The sequence below is a fragment of the Actinoallomurus acanthiterrae genome (genome assembly GCF_054775715.1).
In genome coordinates, this window is the sequence record NZ_BAAHCO010000001.1 from 11,105,708 (window position 1) to 11,124,142 (window position 18,435).

Below are 18,435 nucleotides of genomic sequence, written 5' to 3' on the forward strand. Positions count from 1 at the left end.
CGCCGAGGTTGATCACGGGCGGACCTGCGACGGATCCCCGTCATCACTCCGTAAGGGTCGATCAGCGAGGTCCGGGCGTAGCGTCGCCGACATGATCGACGTCGTACTGCCCTGCCTCGACGAGGCAGCCGCACTGCCGTGGGTGCTGACGAGGATGCCCTGCGGTTATCGCCCGATCGTGGTCGACAACGGGTCCACCGACGGCTCGGCCGAGATCGCCGCGGAGCACGGTGCGCTGGTCGTCCCCGAGCAACGTCGTGGGTTCGGCGCCGCCTGCCACGCCGGGCTGCTGGCCGCGAGCGCCGAGATCGTCTGCTTCATGGACGCGGACGCGTCCCTCGACCCCGCCGACCTGCCCAAGGTCGTCGGCCTCCTCACCGGTAGCGACAACCAGCCACCCGACGGCACCGCCGCGAGCAGGGATGCTCTCGACCGCGGGCCGTGGGATCGGGCCACCATGAGGGCGAGCGCTCCGGACCGCGCGTCCGGGGCCGATCTCGCGCTCGGCCGGCGGCGTCCGGTTTCGCTCCGCGCCTGGCCGCCGCATGCCCGGCTCGGCAACGCCGTCGTCGCGCGCCGCGCCGGTCTGCGCGACCTCGGACCGATGCGGGCGGCGCGGCGGGCGCGCCTGCTGGACCTGGAGCTGACCGACCGGCGGTCCGGATACCCGCTGGAGATGGTGCTGCGGGCCCGCGCCGCAGGGTGGCGCATCGTCGAGACGGACGTCGCCTACCACCCGCGGACCGGCCGTTCCAAGGTCACCGGCACCGTACGGGGAACGCTGAGGGCGATCCAGGACATGCGACGCGTGCTGGAGACGGTATGACGGCCCTTGAGGCGGAAGACGACCTGGCCGCAGGTAGCTCGACGACGCTGCTGGTCATCGCCAAGGAACCGGTGCCCGGCCGGGTCAAGACGCGGCTCACACCCCCGTACACGCCCGAACAGGCGGCCTCGCTCGCGGAGGCCGCGCTGGCCGACACTCTCGCCGCCGTCGCCGCGACCCCGGCGGCGCGGCGCGTGCTGGTCCTCGCCGGGCGTCCGGGGCCATGGCTGCCGGAGGGGTTCGAGGTGATCCCACAGCGGGGCGGTGGCCTGGATGAGAGGCTCGCGAACGCCTTCACCGACGCCGGCGGCGCCGCGGTCCTGGTCGGCATGGACACGCCCCAGGTCACTCCCGCCGCGCTCACCCGGGCGGCACGGTGTCTGGACGACGGGGACGCGGTCTTCGGACCGGCCGCCGACGGCGGCTTCTGGCTGATCGGTTTGCGCGAGCCCGATCCCCGGCTGTTCCTCGGCGTGCCGATGTCCCGCCCGGACACGGGGGCGCACCAGCGCGCTCGGCTGCGCGGCATGCGCGTCACCACGCTCGACACGCTGACCGACGTCGACACCGCCGCCGACGCCGTACGAGTGGCGGCGCAGGCCCCCGGAACACGCTTCGCGGCCACACTTGCCGCCCTGGCCGTACCGAGCCCGGGGCGCGGCCTGCCGTGCACCCCTCCTCCCGACCGGAACGACCAGCCGGACAAGCGTCGCCCCGGCCGAGCGGACGGGGAAGAACGAGGCGACACCCAGGCGCCCGCGAGCCTCCCGAACGACCGCCCGAACGAAGACAGCCCGGCTCGCGCCGACCGTACGGGCGGTCGGATGGGTGGGCGGTTCCCGGCTTCCGTGAGGCCCGCGGCCCCGTCGAGTCGTTCGATGGAGGAGGCAGCGCGGTGATCGGCGGGTTGTACGAGGGCTCGCTCGCAGGGTTCGGGGCAGTGGAGATCGAGCACGTCGGCGGGCGGCGGGAACGCCTGCCGGTGGACCAGTGGTGCGGTGGACGGCCGGGCGATGACGCGCTGCTGGACCGCTGCGCCGGGCCGACGCTCGACGTGGGGTCCGGCCCCGGGCGGCTCACCGTCGCACTCGCCGAGCGCGGCCTGCCGGCGCTCGGCATCGACGTCACTCCGTACGCCGTGGAGATGACGCGCGCGGCGGGCGGGCTGGCGCTGGTCCGCGACGTGTTCGACCACCTCCCGGGCACCGGTCGCTGGGAGACGGTGCTGCTGGCCGACGGCAACATCGGCATCGGAGGCGACCCGGTGGTGCTGCTGCACCGTGTCGAGGCGCTCCTGCACCGGGGCGGCCGGGCCGTCGTCGAGCTGCATTCGGTGACGCGCACCGAGTGGATACGGCTGCGCGACGGGCGGCGGGCGAGCGGCTGGTTCCGCTGGGCGCACGTCGGCCGGGACGCGATCGGCGGGTACGCGGAGCAGGCCGGGCTACGCGTCGCCGAGGTCTGGACGGAGGCTGAGCGATGGTTCGCGGACCTCGCCCCGACCGGCTGATCGCCGCGTCCCGCCGGTTTGGCGCCTTCCGCCGGTCCGCCGCGTCCCGTCAGTTCGGCACGTTCCGCCGGTTCGCCGCGTCCCGCCGGGTCGCCGCGTCCCGCCAGTTCGCCGCGTTCCGTCAGCTCGGGGCTTCCCGTCTGTTCGGGGCGTTCCGGCGGTTCGGGGGCCGGGCGGGCGATGAGCGTACCGCCGCGTGGCTCGGTATCGGGCTCGGCGTGAGCTTCACCGTGGCGTTCGTTACCGGCCTGATCAGTCACTTTATGCAGCATCCGCCGGGTTGGGCGGTCTGGCCGTCCCGGCCGGTCGGTCTTTACCGGCTCACTCAGGGACTGCACGTGATCGGCGGCCTGGCCACGATCCCGCTGCTGCTCGCCAAGCTGTGGACGGTCTATCCGAAGCTGTGGCAGTGGCCGCCGGTGCGTTCGGCCGGGCACGCGATCGAACGGGCGCTGGTCCTCCCGTTGGTCGCCGGTGCGTTGTTCCAGCTGGTGACCGGGCTGTTCAACATCGCGTACTTCTATCCGTTCCCGTTCTTCTTCCCTGCGGCGCACTACTGGACGGCGTACATCGTCTACGGTGCGCTCCTCATCCACGTCGCGAACCAGTGGGCCAAGGTGCGGGGCCTGTGGGGCACCAAGGGGCCGGCCGCCCGTCCGGTGGGGCCGTCCCGCCGGGGCGTTCTCGCCACCGTGGCGGGGGCGTGCGGCCTGGTCGGGCTGGTGACCGTCGGGGAGACGTTCACGCCGCTCGGCGGGCTGGCGTTGCTGGCACCGCGCCGGCCGGGGGTGGGACCGCAACGTCTGCCGGTGAACAAGACCGCGGCGGCCGCCGGCGTCACCCGGGATCCGGCCTGGCGGCTCGCCGTCACCGGTGACGTGGCGCGCGAGCTGTCCCTCTCCCTCGCCGATCTGCGGGCCATGCCCCGCCACGTCGTACGGCTGCCGATCGCCTGTGTCGAGGGCTGGAGCGCGGAGGCGACCTGGGCGGGCGTCCGGCTCCGTGACGTCCTCCACGCGGCGGGCGTCGGCGCGGACGCCCACGTACGGGTGGAGTCGCTGGAGGCGCGGGGGCGATATCGGACTTCGGAGGTGGATCCTCCGCACTGGCACGACGAGCTCACGCTCCTCGCCCTGGATCTGAACGGCGAGCCGCTGTCGCTCGATCACGGGTACCCGTGCCGCCTGATCGCGCCCGACCGTCCCGGCGTGCTGCAGACCAAGTGGATCGCCCGGCTGGTGGTGAGCCGGTCATGAAGGGCCGTCTCGTCGTCTACGGCCTCGGCGCGGCGCTGATCGGCGTCGGCGGCGTCGGGCTGCTCGCCGACGCCGCCGACACCCACCCGGTGGGCTGGCTCGTCTGGTTCGTGGCCTCGGCCCTCGCCCACGACCTGCTGCTGGCCCCGATACTGCTGGCGACTGCGGCGCTGACGGGACGGATCCCTGAGCCGTACCGCGGGCCCGTCCGGGTCTCGCTGGTCCTCGCGGGCTCGGTCTCGGCCGTGGCGCTGCCGATGGTCCTCGGACTCGGCCGCCAGGCCGGTAATCCGTCGCGGCTGCCCCAGGCGTACGGCGTCCACCTGGCGGTCGTCGTGGGCGTGATCGGCCTGGCGGGCGCCGTCGTCACGGTGGTCCGGCTCAGGCGAGGACGCTCCCGCCGTCCACGGTGAGGACGGTTCCGGTGCCGAACGGCTCCGTCATGAGGAACACGTACGCCCGCGCGATGTCCTCGACCTCGCCGACCCGCCCGGCCGGAATCGCGCCGCCGACCTCGGCGTACATCCGCTCGCGGTCCGCCTCGCCCATCCCGGACCACAGCGGGGACCGTACGACGCCGGGTGACACGGCGTTCACCCTGATCGGTGCCAGCTCGACGGCCAGGGCCTTGGTCAGCGATTCCATGGCGCCGCAGATGCTCGCCGCGACCGCCCAACCAGGGCCCGGCCGGTCCTTCGCCACGCCGGTGGTGAGAGTGATCGAACCGTCCTTGCGCAGGTGCGGCACCGCGGCGCGGACCGCCGCCAGGGCGCCGAAGTAGCGCAGTGTGAAGAAGTTCCGGGCCGCGTCCAGGTCGAGCGTGTCCAGCGGCATCAGCGTCAGTGGCTCGCCGGCGCTGTACACCAGGTGGTCGAACTCGCCGAGCTCGTCGAACAGCGCGGCCACCGCCCGCGTGTCGGCGAGGTCGACGACGCGGCCGTCGGAGCCGTCCGGCAGCCGGGTGAGCGCGCGATCGACGCTGCTCTGCCTGCTGGAGGCGACGGTGACCACGGCGCCCTGCCGGGAGGCCGCCTCCGCGGTGGCCAGTCCGATGCCCGAAGTGCCGCCGAGTACGACGACGCGTTGACCCTGCAGATCCATGATGCGGTCCTTCGCAGACGGGATTGCCGACCCCTCCACGATGTCGCCGTACCGCCGCCGGCGTCCAAGACCTCCTGCCGCGTCTGTAATACCCTCGAGGTATCAGGTAGCCGAGGAGGCGCTGGTGGACGTCGACCTACGGAAGCTGCGTTACTTCGTCGCGGTGGCCGAACGGCTGCACTTCGGGCGGGCGGCCGAGGCCCTCCACATCGCGCAGCCCGTACTGTCCCGCCAGATCAGGGCGCTCGAGGAGGAGCTGAAGGCCCAGCTGTTCGTGCGCAGCAAGCGGGCCACCGAGCTCACCCCCGCGGGCGAGCAACTGCTCGCGGACGCCCGTCCCCTGCTGGCCTCGGCGGAGGCGCTGCGCCGCCGCGTCGCGCGCGCCGCCCGCGGCGCCGACGCCTTCGTCGTCGGGTTCATGCCCGGGCTGATCGTCACTCCGGCGGTCCGGGCACTGCGCGAGCGCCACCCCGGGCTGGCCGTGGAGGTCGTGCGTACGACCTGGGACGACCAGATCGAGGTCATCCGCGACGGCCGGGTCGACATCGGGTACGTGCGCCTGCCGGTCGACCAGCGCGGGCTGCGCATCCGGCCGTTGCTCACCGAGCCGCGCGTCGCCGTACTGCCCGCCGACCACCGCCTCGCGGGCAAGGACGTCATCGGCATCGCCGACCTCGCCGACGAACACCTCCTCCAGGACCCCGACGCCGTTCCCGAGTGGCGCGACCTCGCCACCGAGCTCCGGCGTCCGGGCGGGCGGCGCCCGGAGCCGACGTTCCACGCCGTGGAGGAGAAGCTCGAACACGTGGCCGCGGGGCACGGCATCGTCGTCCTGCCGCTGTCGGTGGTGACCTTCTACACCCGGCCGGACGTCACGTACGTTCCGATCGCCGACATCCCGCCGAACCAGGTCTGCCTGGCCTGGGACAGCGCCCGTCGAACCCCGCTGATCGCCGAGTTCGCCGCCATCGCCGCGGACGCGCAGGGCGACGCCGCCTCGCCGCCGGCGTAAGGCGAAGCCGCCCCATCATCGGAGCCGCAAGGCGAAGCCGCCCCGTCACCGCAGCCGCGAGGCAGTGCCGCTTCGTCGCCGGAGTAAGGCGACGCCGCCCCGTCGCCGGAGCAGCGCGCCGGCGTGCACCGCATGATCCACTCCGCAGTCGACCCGGGCACTGCCCCGCAACCGGCCTCCGGCCCGGTCACCTGCCGAACCCGCCGTCGAAGCTCACGACGTCCGCGTCGGTCTGCTCGGCCAGGTAGGTGAGCGCGTGTAGGCGGCGCCGGCCCGCGCCCGGACCGCCCGCCTGCGGGGCGGCATCGACCCTGACCGGGCCACCGCCCCACTGCGAGACGAGATCAGTGGAACTGCGGGACGATCAGATAGATGCCGTAGCCGACGATCACCGCGCAGGCGAGGAAGCACAGTCCCGCCGCCGCTGTCGCCAGCGTCGTGTTGCCGCCCTGGCCGTGGTGGGCACCCTCAGGCGAACGTGCCGTCCACGCGAGGATGCCGACCGCGAAGATCACTACGATCGCCACCCCGACGGCGAAGGAGACCGCGGCCACCTCGCCGAGGGCGTTCCACTTGATGTTCATCGTGTACTCCCTCTCAGGCGGCGGAGGCCTGCGGAGGCGGCAGGACCGTCGTCGACCGCTGCTCGTTCACGTTGCCGGCGTGCACCGGGTTCCGCCGCGAGATCACGTAGATCGCGACCGCCACGGCGACCGCCGCGAGGAAGACCACGGAGATCCCCACGGTGCCCTGCTCGGCCACTGCCGCGGCGACCCCGCCGACCGCCGCCGCGGCGGGCAGCGTGAACACCCATGCCAGCACCATCCGGCCCGCGACGCTCCAGCGCACCTCCGCGAGCCGGCGGCCGACCCCCGCACCGAGGATCGCGCCGGAGCAGACCTGCGTCGTGGACAGCGCGAACCCGAGGTGGGACGAGGCCAGGATGACCGTGGTGGCGGAGGTCTCGGCCGCGAAGCCCTGCGGCGACTCGATGTCGGTGAGCCCCTTGCCCATCGTCCGGATGATCCGCCAGCCGCCGATGTACGTCCCGAGCGCGATCGCCAGGCCGGCCATCAGGACGACCCACCACGGCGGGCCGGCGCCGTGCGACAGGATGCCCGCGGAGATCAGTGTGAGGGTGATGACGCCCATGGTCTTCTGCGCGTCGTTGGTCCCGTGCGCCAGTGACACGAGCGAGGCCGAGGCGATCTGCCCGCCCTTGAACCCTCGGCCGACCTTGCCCCGGTCCCCCCGGGACGTGATCACGTACGCCAGGTAGGTGGCCGTCATCGCGACCACGCCCGCGATCAGCGGCGAGGCGAGCGCCGGGATGACGACCTTCTCCATCACCGTGTCGAAGTGCACGCCCTTGACCCCGGCGCCCACCCACGTCGCGCCGATGAGGCCGCCGAACAGCGCGTGGGATGAGCTCGACGGCAGGCCGAGCAGCCAGGTCACGAGGTTCCACACGATGGCGCCGACCAGGCCCGCGAAGATCATCGACGGTTTGACGAGGGAGTCGTTGACGATCCCGCCGGAGATGGTCTTCGCGACCTCCGTGGACAGGAACGCGCCGACCAGGTTGAGCGCCCCCGAGATCGCCACCGCGATGCGGGGAGGCAGTGCGCCGGTCGCGATGGACGTCGCCATCGCGTTCGCGGTGTCGTGGAAGCCGTTGGTGAAGTCGAACGCCAGGGCCGTGATCACGACGGCCACGACCAGAAACGACCAGTTGCCCATAGATCCCGCAATCTGTGCGGCGACGGCGTTTATCCCCAAAATCCTATTTTGGCGCTCTTAACAGAGAGTGAACCAAGTGCAACGGTCACGTTCGGCCTCGGCAATGTCACCGCATCGCGGCGGGGACGCCCGAGACGTCCCCGCCGCCCGCGTCAGAACTCGACGACATCGCCCGGCGAGAGCCGGTCGTACGCGGCGCCGGTGCCCGGACCGTTCTCGCCGAGAAGGCCGTTCACGACCGTCTTGCCGACCTCGCTGAGGATCTCGTCGTGCACGGAGAAGGCGCGGGCCGGCTTGACGGAGCGGACGTAGTCGATGGCCTCGGCGGGCTTCTGCCAGGGCCCGCTGATCGGCACCATGAGGGTGTCAACCGCCCGCTCCGGCGCGGTAAAGGCATCACCAGGATGGAAGATCTTCCCGTCGACGAGGAACCCGACGTTGCCGATGCGAGGGATGTCCGGGTGGATGACCGCGTGCCACTCCCCGTACACCTCCACGCCGATGCCGTCGATGTCGAAGGCGTCACCGTGACCGACGGCCGTGACCCGGCCGCCCAGCCCCTCGAGCTTGGCGGCGGTGGCGCCGTTGGTCCAGACGCGGAGCCCCGGCGACGCGTCGAGCGCGGCGCGGAGCGCGCCCTCGTCGAAGTGGTCGAAGTGCTCGTGGGTGATGAGCACCGCGTCGGCGCCCTCCAGCGCTCCCGGCCCGGTCAGGCCGCCGGGATCCACCACCAGCGTCGTACCGTCCTTCTCCAGTCTGATGCAGGCGTGTCCCAGCTTCGTGAGCCTCATGTCCGACGTCCCTTCACTCCGAATTTGTACAGCTTTGCTGTATATCTCCGCCGAATATACAGCAAGGCTGTAGATTCCCGGTGTGAGCGAAGTGGACGTCGACGAGATCGCCCGCGAACTACGGCTGGTCGTCGGACGGCTGGTGCGGCGCGCCCGCGACCGGACGGACCTGCCCGCCGCCCAGGCGGCCGTCCTGGGCCACCTCGACCGGGAAGGCCCCATGAGCACGAGCGAACTGGCCGACCGGCAGCACGTCCGGCACCAGTCGATGGCGCGTACCGTCGGGCAGCTCATCGCCCTCGACCTGATCTCCTCCGGGCCGCATGCGCACGACCGCCGCAAGAATCTGCTCACCATCACCGACGCGGGACGCGCCGCGCTGCAGAGTCAGCGGACCAGGAGGGCCGACTGGCTGGCCGAGGCGATCAGCGGTGAACTCAGCCCCGAAGAACAGCACGCCCTGGCCCGCGCGGTCCCCCTCCTGGGTCGGCTCGCGGACCACTGAACGGGCCTGGACGACGTACGGGCCCGGGACGTGGGTCCCGGGCCCGTACGGAGAATCAACCGGCGCGGCCGAATGACCGGCCAGTGCGATCGACCAGCGAACGATCGATGCCTGGCGGTCAGTACCGACCTGGCCGGTCAGTGAACGATCGGGCGGCGTGATCGGTCTGTGGGTGACCGTCCCGCGCGGCCGATCAGCGGACGCTCAGCCGACGCGGAGGTAGACGCCGTCGCCGGTCGGGTCGTCGGGGTCGCCCTGGGGGAACGAGCCGCCGGCCGACCAGACGGTCTTCGTGCCGGGGCGGGTCTCCAGCGTGGACAGGTTGACGTCGTGCCCGGCCGGGCGCGGCGCGGCAGCGGAGGCGAGCGTGTCGCCCGTGGCGTGGATGAACGCCGGGTTCCACGCGCCCTGCAGGATCCACGCGCCGCCCGATCCGTCGGCGGCCACCTTGGTGTAGCCGACGCCCTTCGTCGCGACGAACGTCTTGGCCTTCGTGCCGGTCAGCCGAAGCGCGAGCGGCTTGTAGCAGGTGTCGTCGCCATCCTCGCCGCACTCCCACGACTGCGAGCCGACCGCCCAGACGTTCTTGCCCGAGACGGCGACGTCCATGAAGGAGGTGGTCGCGTCGTCAGTCTGCTTGGGCAGGGTGACGGTCTTGGCGACCTTCCACGACTTGCCGTTCCAGTGGATGACCGCGGCCTTGGCGGCGCCGATGGCACCGGCCGCCCAGATGTTCTTGGCGGACACCGCCTGGATGGAGCCGACGTTCGCCGGCAGTTTCACGGTCGCCCACTTCTTGCCGTTCCAGTGCCGCGCCGTGGTGCCGTTGACCGCCCAGACGTCGGAGGAGCTGATCGCCTCGGCGTCGGTCGCGTGGAAGCGGCCGGTGAACTTCGACAGCGTCCACTTCTTGCCGTTCCACCGCACGATCGAGCCGTCTTCGCCGAACGCCCAGACGTTCTTGCTCGACGACGCGTCGACGACCTTGAGCGGCATCGACCAGCTCGCGGGCAGCTTCACGTCCTTCCAGGTCGCCCCCGACAGATGCTGGACGAGCGGCCGGTACTTCCCGCTGACGGTCCGCTGGCCCACGGCCCAGGCGCTGCCGCTGGACGCGACCGTCACGTCGTTGATGAGATCGTCACCCGGCAGCTTCGTGGTCTGGGTGACCCGCCAGGCCGGAGTCGCCGCGTGCGCCGTTCCGGCGCCGAGTCCGAAGGCCAGCGCCGCCGCGCCGGCCCCCATCAGCATTCGTCGCATCTTCACCCTTTCGGTGAACCGCTCAGTGAGATTCGGTGAGGGACGCTCGGCGCTCAGCGCACCGCCGACTCAGCTCAGGCGAACGTCGTGAGATCGCAGGGTGGGTTCGAGGCGGCGTGCCCGCTCTTGCCGTAAGCGTCCCTTCGCTGAAAGGACGCCGGACATGATCGTCCGGTTCACGCGATCGTCACTTTCCGGGGATTTCGCCTCTATCGCGACGAACCGGGCTCCTCGCCGGGGAAGCCGGCAGCCGTTCGACGACGTACGGGCCCGGGACGTGGGTCCCGGGCCCGTACGGAGAATCGGCCGGTGCGGCCGGTCGGCGGATGGTCAGCCGGCGCGGAGGTAGATTCCCTTACCGATCGGGTCGTCCGGGTCGCCCTGCGGGTACGATCCGCCGGCCGACCAAACGGTCTTCGTTCCCGTCGGGTTCTTCAGCGTGGTCAGGTTGACGTCGTAGCCGGCCGGGCGTGGCGCGGTCGCGGAGGCGAGCGTGTCGCCCGTGGCGTGGACGAACGTGGGGTTCCACGCGCCCTGCAGGATCCACGCGCCGCCCGACCCGTCGGCGGCCACCTTGGTGTAGCCGACGCCCTTCGTCGCGACGAACGTCTTCGCCTTGGTCCCGGTCAGCCGAAGCGCGAGCGGCTTGTAGCAGGTGTCGTCGCCGTCCACACCGCACTCCCACGACTGCGAGCCGACCGCCCAGACGCTCTTGCCCGAGACGGCGACGTCCATGAAGGAGGTGGTCGCGTCGTCACTCGGTTTGGGCAGGGTGACGGTCTTGGCGACCTTCCACGACTTGCCGTTCCACTGGATCACCGCGGCCTTGGTCATGCCGATGGAACCGGCCGCCCAGATGTTCTTGGCGGACACCGCGTGAATGGAGCCGACCTGGGCGGGCAGCTTGACGCTCGCCCACTTCTTGCCGTTCCAGTGCCGGGCCGCCGTCGTGCCGTTGACCGCCCACACGTCGGAGGCACTGATCGCCGCGGCGTCCGTCGGGTGGAAGCCCCCGCTGAACTTCGCCGACGACCACTTCTTGCCGTTCCAGTGCACGATCGAGCCGTCTTCGCCGAACGCCCAGACGTTCTTGCTCGACGACGCGTCGACGATCTTCAACGTCATCTTCCACGTCGCGGGCAGCTTCACGTCCTTCCAGGTCGTCCCGGAGAGGTGCTGGACGATCGGGATGGTCTTCCCCGCGGTGGTCCGCCCGCCGACGGCCCAGGCGCTCCCGGTGGGCGCGATCGCCAGGTCGTCGATTCCGTAGTGATTCATTAGCTGGGTGATCCGCCAGGCCGGAGTCGCCGCATGCGCCGTACCGACGCCAAGTCCGAGGGCCAGCGCCGCCGCGCTGGCCCCCACGAGCATTCGTCGCATCTTCACCCTTTCGGTGAACCGCTCAGTGAGATTCGGTAAGGGACGCTCGGCGCTCACCGCGGCGCACCGCCGACTCAGCTCAGGCGAACGTCTTGAGATCGCAGGCTCCGAGGCGGCGCGCTTTCCGTAAGCGTCCCTTCATAAAGGAGACGCCGGACATGATCGACTGGTTCACGCGATCGTCACTTTCCGGGATTTTGGCCTCTATCGAAATGAACCGGTCTCCCCGTCGGGGAACTCCGCCAGTAGCCGTTCCGCCGCCTCGCGGACTCCCGGGTCGGCGTCCTCCAGCAGCTCGGCCACCAGGGGGAGACACTCCTCGATCGTCGAGCGGACGTGCTCGGCCCACGGCGCGGCGTCCTCATCCGCCGGTGCGGCGGCGGCCCGCACGATCTCCGTCAGCAGGGCCAGCAGAGGACGCCGGACGCGGTTGTCCGGGTCTGCCGCGAGCATCACGAGGTACGGGCCGGCCGCGACGGTCACCGGGAAGACCGTCCCTTCCTGGCACAGGGTGGCGCGCAGGTCGGGCAGTGCCGCCTCGGCGGTCGCCGGATCGGCGGACGCCGCGGCGAGGATCCGGTCCGGGAACCCGGCGGCCGGCCCCGCGCCCCCTCCAGCCGTTCCCAGGCGAACCGGTCCAGCAGTTCCGTCAGCTCCCGCTGCGGCCACAGGAGATCGACGTCGAGCCGTACGGTGGCGCTCTCCGTCGAACCACCGACGGTGAGGGTCCCTCCCGGATCCAGCCTCAGCATCTCGATGCCGGACCCGAGGCTCAAGGTCGCGTCGAGGCCGGAGCCCATGTCCCACAGGCGTACCGTCCCGGTGCGCCACGCCGCCGCGATGGCGGGTCCGGTGGGCAGGCGCTCGGCGCTCACCGCGACCACCGGCCCGCTCTGACTCCCGATCCCGGCCGGCCCCCAGTCACCGTCCTCGGGCAGCCACAACTTCACGAGCCCGGTCTCGTCCCCGCTCACCACCGTGACGCCGAAGCCCTCGAACCGCCGGCAGGCGATCGCCGTCACCCCCGCGTCGTGGGCCGTACGGACGAGCGGGCCCGCCAGGTCCGCCTCCGCGGGCGCGCCTTCCGCACCGGCGTCCGGCGCGGAGTCGGCCGGCGCCCCTTCGCCCAGAGCCGGGTCCTCCGGAGCCGGCTCGACCGTTCCAGCGGCGCCCGAAGCCGAGCCGTCTGAAGCCTCGTCGCCCGAAGCCGAGCCGTCTGAAGCCTCGTCGCCCGAAGGCGCATCGTCCGAAACCCGTACGCCCGAAGCCCCGTCGCCCGGAGCCGCGTCGCACGCATCGCCCGGACCCGGTACGCCCGGAGCCGCGTCATCTGGAGCCGGGTCGTCCGTGCCAGAGGCGTCCGGACGGGTGGTCGGCCAGAGGTACAGGCCGCCTGCCTCGTCCCCCGCCGCTACGCCGGCGTCCGGGTCCACGGTCCAGGCGGTGAGGCCCGCCGGTCGGCCCGGCGCCGCGCAGGGGTGCCGGAAGTTCGGGCTCGGCGGGCGGCGGCGGCCGGTCGGAGACGGCCTCCACGGTCCACCGCCCGTCGGGATCGGATAGTCCCGGGCGCAGCGACAGCGGTTCGGGGGCGGGCGGCTCCGCGCTGTCCTGAGGATCCGGTGCGTCGGCCGGAGGGGACTCGATTTCGTCGCTCCAGTCGACGCCGAGCGTACGGGCGAGGTCCGCCAGGGCCGTACGGGTCCGGGCGTGCACCATGAAGGGGAAGTCGACGTATCCCCCGTCGTCGAGGTAGACGATCGCGTCGGGGGCGCCGTAGGCGACGGTCCGGCTGCCGAGTTCGCGCCAGGGCAGCAGGCCCAGCTCCGGGAAGGTCCGCCGGATCCGGTCCTCGAGCTCGGGCGCCGCCTCGTACAGGCGCACGCTCCAGCCGAAGTGCGCGGGCAGCCGCATCACGGCCAGTTGCAGGAAGAACTCCGAGATCGACCGGGACTGCATCACCCAGCCGCCCTCGACGCTGACCAGCACCTTCGGGTCGGCGAGCGCGGCGTCGGCGGCGGGGTACCCCCATTCGTTGCAGTACTCGTACTCCGCCTTGAACACGCAGACCCGGTGGTCGTCGTCCGGCCCGACGAACGGGTTGTCCGGCGGCAGCCCGTCCGAGACGCCGTAGCCGGTGGGGTCGGGGCGCACCGTCGGCGGCCACACCGGATTCGTCCAGTACAGGCGCGGCTGGTAGGTGAAGGAGTTGAACGGCAGGTCCCACCACTCGTCCAGCGCCGCGGGGATCGGCAGTGCCAGGTCGACGTCGGCGAACGCGTCGTCCTCCTCGCCGGTCGACTCGGCCTTGAGGCGGCGGACGTACGCGCGGTGCTCGTCCTCCGACCAGCGCGGCCAGCGAGGTTCGCCGCCGGGCGGTTCGTATCCCCACTCCTCCTGGAACGTCCGCAGCAGTTCCCAGCGCGGGCCGGTGTCCGCCAGGTGCGCGGCGAACTCGTCGGGGGTCATGCGCCCGCGGTCGTCCCACGTCGGCATCACCCGCCGCAGCCGATCGATGAACCGTCCGTAATCGATGATCTCCGACACGGCGGTCAGCGTAGGGCATGATCTGGGGCTTTACCGTCTATGGGACTTTCGGCCCTAGTGTCGCCCGTTGCCGTCCAGCGACCATTCTCTTACCAGGCGGAGATCGGGCCGATACGGCCGCTCAGCGCCGCGCCGGGGGGGCGGGGCGTGCTCCGTCGCTTCTGATCCGGGGACATTCATGGCAGGAAAGCCGCTGGCCTATCCGCCTACTTCAGGTTGGATCATGGCCATACCGGAAGGCTGGCAGCGCCTCGCACCGGCGCTCAGAACGATCGTGCGGGTACGTCCGGGGGCGGCTCCCGTCGTCTCGGTCCACGGCGAGCTGGACATCGCCTGCGCGAGCGCCTTCGAAGACCTCGTGCTCGAGGTGATCATCCGGCACGGGCCCGATGTCGTCATCGATGCGTCCGGTCTGTCGTTCTGCGACGCGCGCGGACTCGGCGCGCTGGTGCGCTGCGCCAACGAGGCCCGCCGATCGGGCGGGCGGCTCACGCTGGCCGATCCGGACCGCCGGCTCGCCGGCTGCTGCGGATCGTCCACCTCCACCACCTTATGTGACCGACATCACATCTACCGGAGGTTTACCCGGAAGCACGCAATCGCGCCGAAACACCGGTGTGGCTCGGATGTCGCGGCCCGCTGTTCGACATTGTCGACAGCGGGCCGTTGACGTGCCTGAACACGTCTCTTAACGTCACGGGAACGCCTGCTGGAGAGCCGGACCCCGGATCCCGGAGCCTCCGAGAACAGAAGATCGTCGGCCGTCCGCACATGTCCCCGGCGGCCGAATCCCTGATCGCCCCTTCCCCCCGGTTTCCGGGCGGGGTGCGTCCCCCCGGCACCCCGCCCGCGAGCCTTCCCCGCGATCACCGCAGGCCTGCCCCTTCCCCCTGCTTACGGGCGGGGTGCTCCCCCCGCACCCCGCCCGTGACGCTTTTTCAGCTGAACAGGTAGTGACCGCAGTTCGGCCACTGACCCTGCCAGCGGCCGTTCACCCGGTTGTAGAGGAGTTGCGCCCGGTAGGTCTGCTCGGCCGCGGACGCGTCGCTGGGCAGTCCCGAGCCGCCGACCGTCGCCCAGCTCTGCCGGTTGAACTGGTAGAGCCCGTAGTAGCCGGCCGGGTTCACCGCCCTGGGGTTGCCGCCCGACTCGCACTTGGCCAGCCCCGCCCAGTTGAGCCGGGCCGCCGAGCCGGTGCCGGCCCCCTGGGGGCCGAGCGAGACGATCTGCGACACAGGCTTGCGCTTGATCTTCTGGTCGATGACGGCCTCGACCTTCTTGCCGTGCCGCTTCACGTACGCGGTCGTCACGAGCTTGAGGCCGGAGCGGCCCTCCCGGGTCACCTTGCGGCTGAAGGGAGGAAGCTTGCTGTCCTTCTTCTCGACCGTCGACGCCGGGATCGCGACCTTCTTGGTCTTCGGCGCGGACAGGAGCCGCAGCACCTTGATCGTGGCGGTCGGGGCTTCGTCCGCGGCGGGCGTGACCAGGTCGTACTTGCCGAGCTGGATTTTCAGCTGGGTGAGCACCTCCCGGACGGTGCCCGCCGTCGTCATGGTCTCGGCGCTCTTCTTGCGATCGATGAAGACGACCACCTTGTGCGGGGTGACCGTGGGACTCACCGCCACGTCGCGCGGCGCGACCGCCCCGGCGTCCTTCTTGTCGCCCGCCTTGGAACCACTGCCACAGGCCGAAGCGGTGATCGCGAGCATCGTCAAGCCGGCGACCACAAGGTAACGGCGCACATTTCCTCCGTATCTGCAGCCCCCCGTATCAGGGCAGACCATAGCGGAGCCAAATGGCCTCATTCGCATCAACGGCAGAATTTCGCACCATCTCGGCGCGCCTTACGCAACGTGCCGGGGTCGCGACGGCCACCGCCGCCTCGAAGGACCACCTGATCAACGCGGTGTTCCGGCGGCGGCCGAGCGCGCTCCCGCGGCTCCAGGCCACGCCGCGCTCCAAGAGATCGCGCCGCTCGTCCCCGACGAACTAGAGGATCAAGGACAGGGCGAGGATGAGGCCGAAGGCGACGACAGAGATGATCGTCTCCATCACCGACCAGGTCTTGACGGTCTGGCCGACGGTCAGCCCGAAGTACTCCTTGACCAGCCAGAACCCGGCGTCGTTCACGTGGCTGAAGAACAGCGACCCGGCTCCCACCGCCAGCACCAGCAGGGCGACGTGGGACGTGGACATCCCGGCCGTCAGCGGCGCGACCAGGCCGGCCGCCGACACGGTGGCGACGGTCGCCGAGCCGGTCGCGAGCCGGATGGCGACCGCGATCAGCCAGCCCAGGACGAGCGCGGGGATCGACCAGTACTTGGAGAAGTCGACGATCATCTGACCGACGCCGATGTCGATGAGGGTCTGCTTGAAACCACCGCCCGCGCTGACGATCAGAAGGACGCCGGCGATCGGGGCGAGGGAGTTCTCCACCACCGACGACAGCCGCTCGCGGGGACCAGCCAGGGTGACCGGCCGGGGTGACCGGCCGGGGTGACCGGCCGGGGTGACCGGCCGGGCGCGGTGCGTTACAGGAGGATGGCCGCGCGGCCCATCGCGGACGATCACGATCTGTGACAGAGTGACTACAGTCACCCCCTACGGAGGTCGCGATGCGCGGACTGCCGCTTGCCGCACGGGCCTATGCCGGCGGCGTCATCGCCTTGGCGTTCGGCGTCATCGCCACGTCCTCGTTAACGGGCCTGTGCTGGCCCAGGCTCGCCATCCTCGCCGCGCTGTTCCTGGTCACCGAGTCGTCGGCGGCGACGCTGACGATCAAACGCGCCCGCGTGTCGATGAGCTTCTCGGCGGGCCTGGCCGCCGTGGTGCTGGCCGGCCCGGTCGGCGCGACGCTGATCGGCGCCACGGCGATGCTCACCGGCCGACGCGACATCGGCCTGGTCAAACGGCTCTTCAACGCCGCGCAGTACGCCCTGAGCGGGTACGCCGCGGGCGCGGTCTTCCTGTGCCTCGGCGGCCACACCTACCGCTGGGGCGAGGCCGACTGGACCCGGCACGTGCTCGGCCCGTTCGTCGGCGCCCTCATCACGTTCGTCACCGTGAACCTCGCACTGATGGCCGCCGTCCTGCTCATCAGCCGCCAGGCGACCTGGCGAGAGGTGCTGGTGACCGGACGCCTGGTCGCCCCCGGATGCCTCGCGTTCGGCATGATCGGGCTGCTGATCGCCGGCATCTGGCCGGCGGCTGGCGGCCTGTCCGCCGTCCTGGTGCTGATGCCGCTGTTCATCGCCCGGTGGGCGTTCACGCAGATCGCCGCCCAGCAGCGGGCACAGGCGGCCACCGTCGCCGCGCTGTGCCAGGCGGTCGAGACCAAGGACTACTACACCCGCGGCCACAGCGAGCGCGTCGCCTACGGGTCGTTGATGATCGCCCGGCAGGTCGGCATGCGGACCGACCGGATCGACCGGCTCCGCTACGCGGGCATGCTGCACGACGTGGGCAAGCTGGGCGTGCCGACCAAGGTGCTGCAGAAGCCCGGCCAGCTCACGGAGGAGGAGTTCGCCGCCGTACAACTGCACCCCATGCGCGGCGAGGAGATCGTGCGGGGCATCGACTTCCTCGACGAGGCGCTGGGCGGCATCATGCACCACCACGAGCGGCTCGACGGCACCGGATATCCGATGGGGCTGGCCGGTGAGGAGATCCCCGAGTTCGCGCGCATCATCGCGGTCGCCGACACCTTCGACGCGATGACCTCGTCCCGCTCGTACCGTCCGGGCCTGCCGATCGAGACCGCGATCGGCGAGCTCCGGAGCGGCGCCGGCACGCAGTTCGACCCGGTGCTCGTCGACGCCTTCCTCACCGCCCTGGACCGCCAGGGCTGGGTGAAGGCAGAGCTCGTGGTGCCGCCCGAAGACGACGAGGTGGAGACCACCCAGCGGGATCACGACGACCCGTCCACCCCCATCGAGCTGACCGGGGCGTAGCCGGGACCCGGCGTTGACACGTGATCGTTCAGCCGCCTAATATCTTCCTCAGTGCAGATACTTCCTTAGAGAAGATATTTGGAGCTTAGCCATGAACACCACTGTCACCAGCGCCGCCGAGGCCGATCTCGTCGCCGTCCGCACCCTGCTCGAGCAGAGCCAGGACGCCTGGAACCGCGGCGACGGCACCGCGTACGGCGAGCTGTTCACCGACGACGCCACGGACGTCACCTACGTCGGGACCGTCTACCGCGGCGGACCTGAGATCGGCCGCGCCCACCAGGCCCTGTTCGACAGCTTCCTCAAGGGCAGCCGGCTCGCCATCGAGATCGTCGACGTCCGCTTCCACGGCGCAGACACGGCCGTCGTCGTCACCCGCGGCGACGTCCACAAGGGCAGGCCGAAGAAGCTCGGCAAGATCGCCACCTACACGCTCGTCCGGGAGAGCGGCGGCTGGCGGATCGCCGCCGTCCAGAAGACCCAGCGAAAGGGGCTGATGGAGGCCATCTCCTTCAGGTTCCAGCCCGCCACCAAGCCCGCCGCCGGCTGAGGAGCACGAT

The 18,435-nt window shown here is 71.2% G+C and carries 21 protein-coding genes; 10 read left to right on the top strand and 11 right to left on the bottom strand.

The genetic code is table 11. The features are described 5' to 3' along the window. The first annotated feature begins 91 nt into the window (after positions 1-91). The 5 genes from ACYVF7_RS52370 to ACYVF7_RS52390 are packed head-to-tail and all read left to right on the top strand — an operon-like array spanning position 92 to position 4,005. The gene (locus ACYVF7_RS52370; RefSeq protein WP_460354773.1) at positions 92-826 is read left to right on the top strand and encodes a glycosyltransferase family 2 protein; all 735 of its coding nucleotides are present in this window, start codon (positions 92-94) and stop codon (positions 824-826) included. Then, a complete protein-coding gene (locus ACYVF7_RS52375; protein WP_460354774.1) occupies positions 823-1,725 on the top strand; it encodes a TIGR04282 family arsenosugar biosynthesis glycosyltransferase in 903 nt (300 codons plus the stop codon). Before ACYVF7_RS52370 ends, ACYVF7_RS52375 begins: the two co-directional genes overlap by 4 nt. Further along, entirely contained in the window at positions 1,722-2,336 is a 615-nt protein-coding gene (locus ACYVF7_RS52380; RefSeq protein WP_460354775.1) for a class I SAM-dependent methyltransferase, read from the top strand. The genes ACYVF7_RS52375 and ACYVF7_RS52380 overlap by 4 nt, the downstream gene beginning before the upstream one ends. Continuing rightward, positions 2,306-3,592, top strand: a complete 1,287-nt coding sequence (locus ACYVF7_RS52385; protein WP_460354777.1) for a molybdopterin-dependent oxidoreductase — start codon at positions 2,306-2,308, stop codon at positions 3,590-3,592. Before ACYVF7_RS52380 ends, ACYVF7_RS52385 begins: the two co-directional genes overlap by 31 nt. After that, positions 3,589-4,005 carry a hypothetical protein gene (locus ACYVF7_RS52390; protein ID WP_460354779.1) on the top strand — a complete coding sequence of 139 codons (417 nt, stop codon included), beginning with the start codon at positions 3,589-3,591 and terminating at the stop codon, positions 4,003-4,005. The genes ACYVF7_RS52385 and ACYVF7_RS52390 overlap by 4 nt, the downstream gene beginning before the upstream one ends. Here the strand turns inward: ACYVF7_RS52390 and ACYVF7_RS52395 are convergent. Then, entirely contained in the window at positions 3,974-4,693 is a 720-nt protein-coding gene (locus ACYVF7_RS52395; RefSeq protein WP_460354781.1) for an SDR family oxidoreductase, read from the bottom strand. The two genes, ACYVF7_RS52390 and ACYVF7_RS52395, sit on opposite strands and share 32 nt — an antisense overlap. A 124-nt stretch (positions 4,694-4,817) precedes the next feature. On the opposite strand from ACYVF7_RS52395, the gene ACYVF7_RS52400 reads away from it, so the two are divergent. Continuing rightward, complete coding sequence (locus ACYVF7_RS52400) at positions 4,818-5,705, top strand: LysR family transcriptional regulator (RefSeq protein WP_460354784.1); 888 nt, start codon at positions 4,818-4,820, stop codon at positions 5,703-5,705. Between the two features lie 344 nt (positions 5,706-6,049). On the opposite strand, the gene ACYVF7_RS52405 is transcribed toward ACYVF7_RS52400, so the two are convergent. The 3 genes from ACYVF7_RS52405 to ACYVF7_RS52415 form a co-directional block, all read right to left on the bottom strand. Beyond that, entirely contained in the window at positions 6,050-6,289 is a 240-nt protein-coding gene (locus ACYVF7_RS52405) for a hypothetical protein (protein WP_460354787.1), read from the bottom strand. Positions 6,290-6,302: 13 nt separating this feature from the next. Further along, positions 6,303-7,445, bottom strand: a complete 1,143-nt coding sequence (locus ACYVF7_RS52410) for an inorganic phosphate transporter (protein ID WP_460354790.1) — start codon at positions 7,443-7,445, stop codon at positions 6,303-6,305. Between the two features lie 152 nt (positions 7,446-7,597). Then, the gene (locus ACYVF7_RS52415) at positions 7,598-8,236 is read right to left on the bottom strand and encodes an MBL fold metallo-hydrolase (RefSeq protein ID WP_460354793.1); all 639 of its coding nucleotides are present in this window, start codon (positions 8,234-8,236) and stop codon (positions 7,598-7,600) included. An 82-nt stretch (positions 8,237-8,318) separates the two neighbouring features. On the opposite strand from ACYVF7_RS52415, the gene ACYVF7_RS52420 reads away from it, so the two are divergent. Next, on the top strand, positions 8,319-8,741 hold the full coding sequence (locus ACYVF7_RS52420; RefSeq protein ID WP_460354796.1) for a MarR family winged helix-turn-helix transcriptional regulator: 423 nt from the start codon (positions 8,319-8,321) through the stop codon (positions 8,739-8,741). 204 nt (positions 8,742-8,945) lie between these two features. Here ACYVF7_RS52420 and ACYVF7_RS52425 read toward each other — a convergent pair whose 3' ends face one another. The 5 genes from ACYVF7_RS52425 to ACYVF7_RS52445 all read right to left on the bottom strand — a co-directional run bounded on the left by ACYVF7_RS52425 (position 8,946) and on the right by ACYVF7_RS52445 (position 13,925). Continuing rightward, a complete protein-coding gene (locus ACYVF7_RS52425) occupies positions 8,946-10,001 on the bottom strand; it encodes a hypothetical protein (protein WP_460354799.1) in 1,056 nt (351 codons plus the stop codon). A gap of 330 nt (positions 10,002-10,331) precedes the next feature. Beyond that, complete coding sequence (locus tag ACYVF7_RS52430; protein WP_460354800.1) at positions 10,332-11,381, bottom strand: hypothetical protein; 1,050 nt, start codon at positions 11,379-11,381, stop codon at positions 10,332-10,334. A gap of 204 nt (positions 11,382-11,585) precedes the next feature. Continuing rightward, positions 11,586-11,864 (bottom strand): hypothetical protein, encoded by a 279-nt coding sequence (locus ACYVF7_RS52435; protein ID WP_460354802.1) that lies wholly within the window; start codon positions 11,862-11,864, stop codon positions 11,586-11,588. Continuing rightward, positions 11,861-12,403, bottom strand: coding sequence for a hypothetical protein (locus tag ACYVF7_RS52440; RefSeq protein WP_460354805.1), 543 nt, complete (start codon positions 12,401-12,403; stop codon positions 11,861-11,863). Before ACYVF7_RS52440 ends, ACYVF7_RS52435 begins: the two co-directional genes overlap by 4 nt. Before the next feature lie 304 nt (positions 12,404-12,707). Beyond that, positions 12,708-13,925, bottom strand: coding sequence for a hypothetical protein (locus tag ACYVF7_RS52445; RefSeq protein ID WP_460354808.1), 1,218 nt, complete (start codon positions 13,923-13,925; stop codon positions 12,708-12,710). Positions 13,926-14,103: 178 nt separating this feature from the next. Between ACYVF7_RS52445 and ACYVF7_RS52450 the strand changes: the two genes are divergently transcribed. After that, positions 14,104-14,595, top strand: coding sequence for an STAS domain-containing protein (locus tag ACYVF7_RS52450; RefSeq protein ID WP_460354809.1), 492 nt, complete (start codon positions 14,104-14,106; stop codon positions 14,593-14,595). A 268-nt stretch (positions 14,596-14,863) separates the two neighbouring features. Here the strand turns inward: ACYVF7_RS52450 and ACYVF7_RS52455 are convergent, their stop codons facing one another. Next, positions 14,864-15,667 carry a transglycosylase family protein gene (locus ACYVF7_RS52455; protein WP_460354810.1) on the bottom strand — a complete coding sequence of 268 codons (804 nt, stop codon included), beginning with the start codon at positions 15,665-15,667 and terminating at the stop codon, positions 14,864-14,866. Between the two features lie 247 nt (positions 15,668-15,914). Continuing rightward, positions 15,915-16,523: a GntP family permease gene (locus ACYVF7_RS52460; RefSeq protein WP_460354812.1), complete on the bottom strand. Its 609-nt coding sequence runs from the start codon at positions 16,521-16,523 to the stop codon at positions 15,915-15,917. A 17-nt stretch (positions 16,524-16,540) separates the two neighbouring features. On the opposite strand from ACYVF7_RS52460, the gene ACYVF7_RS52465 reads away from it, so the two are divergent. Together ACYVF7_RS52465 and ACYVF7_RS52470 are read left to right on the top strand one after the other, a co-directional pair. Next, positions 16,541-17,875 carry an HD-GYP domain-containing protein gene (locus ACYVF7_RS52465; protein ID WP_460354815.1) on the top strand — a complete coding sequence of 445 codons (1,335 nt, stop codon included), beginning with the start codon at positions 16,541-16,543 and terminating at the stop codon, positions 17,873-17,875. 91 nt (positions 17,876-17,966) lie between these two features. Next, a complete protein-coding gene (locus tag ACYVF7_RS52470; RefSeq protein ID WP_460354817.1) occupies positions 17,967-18,425 on the top strand; it encodes an SgcJ/EcaC family oxidoreductase in 459 nt (152 codons plus the stop codon). The last annotated feature ends 10 nt before the right edge of the window (positions 18,426-18,435 follow it).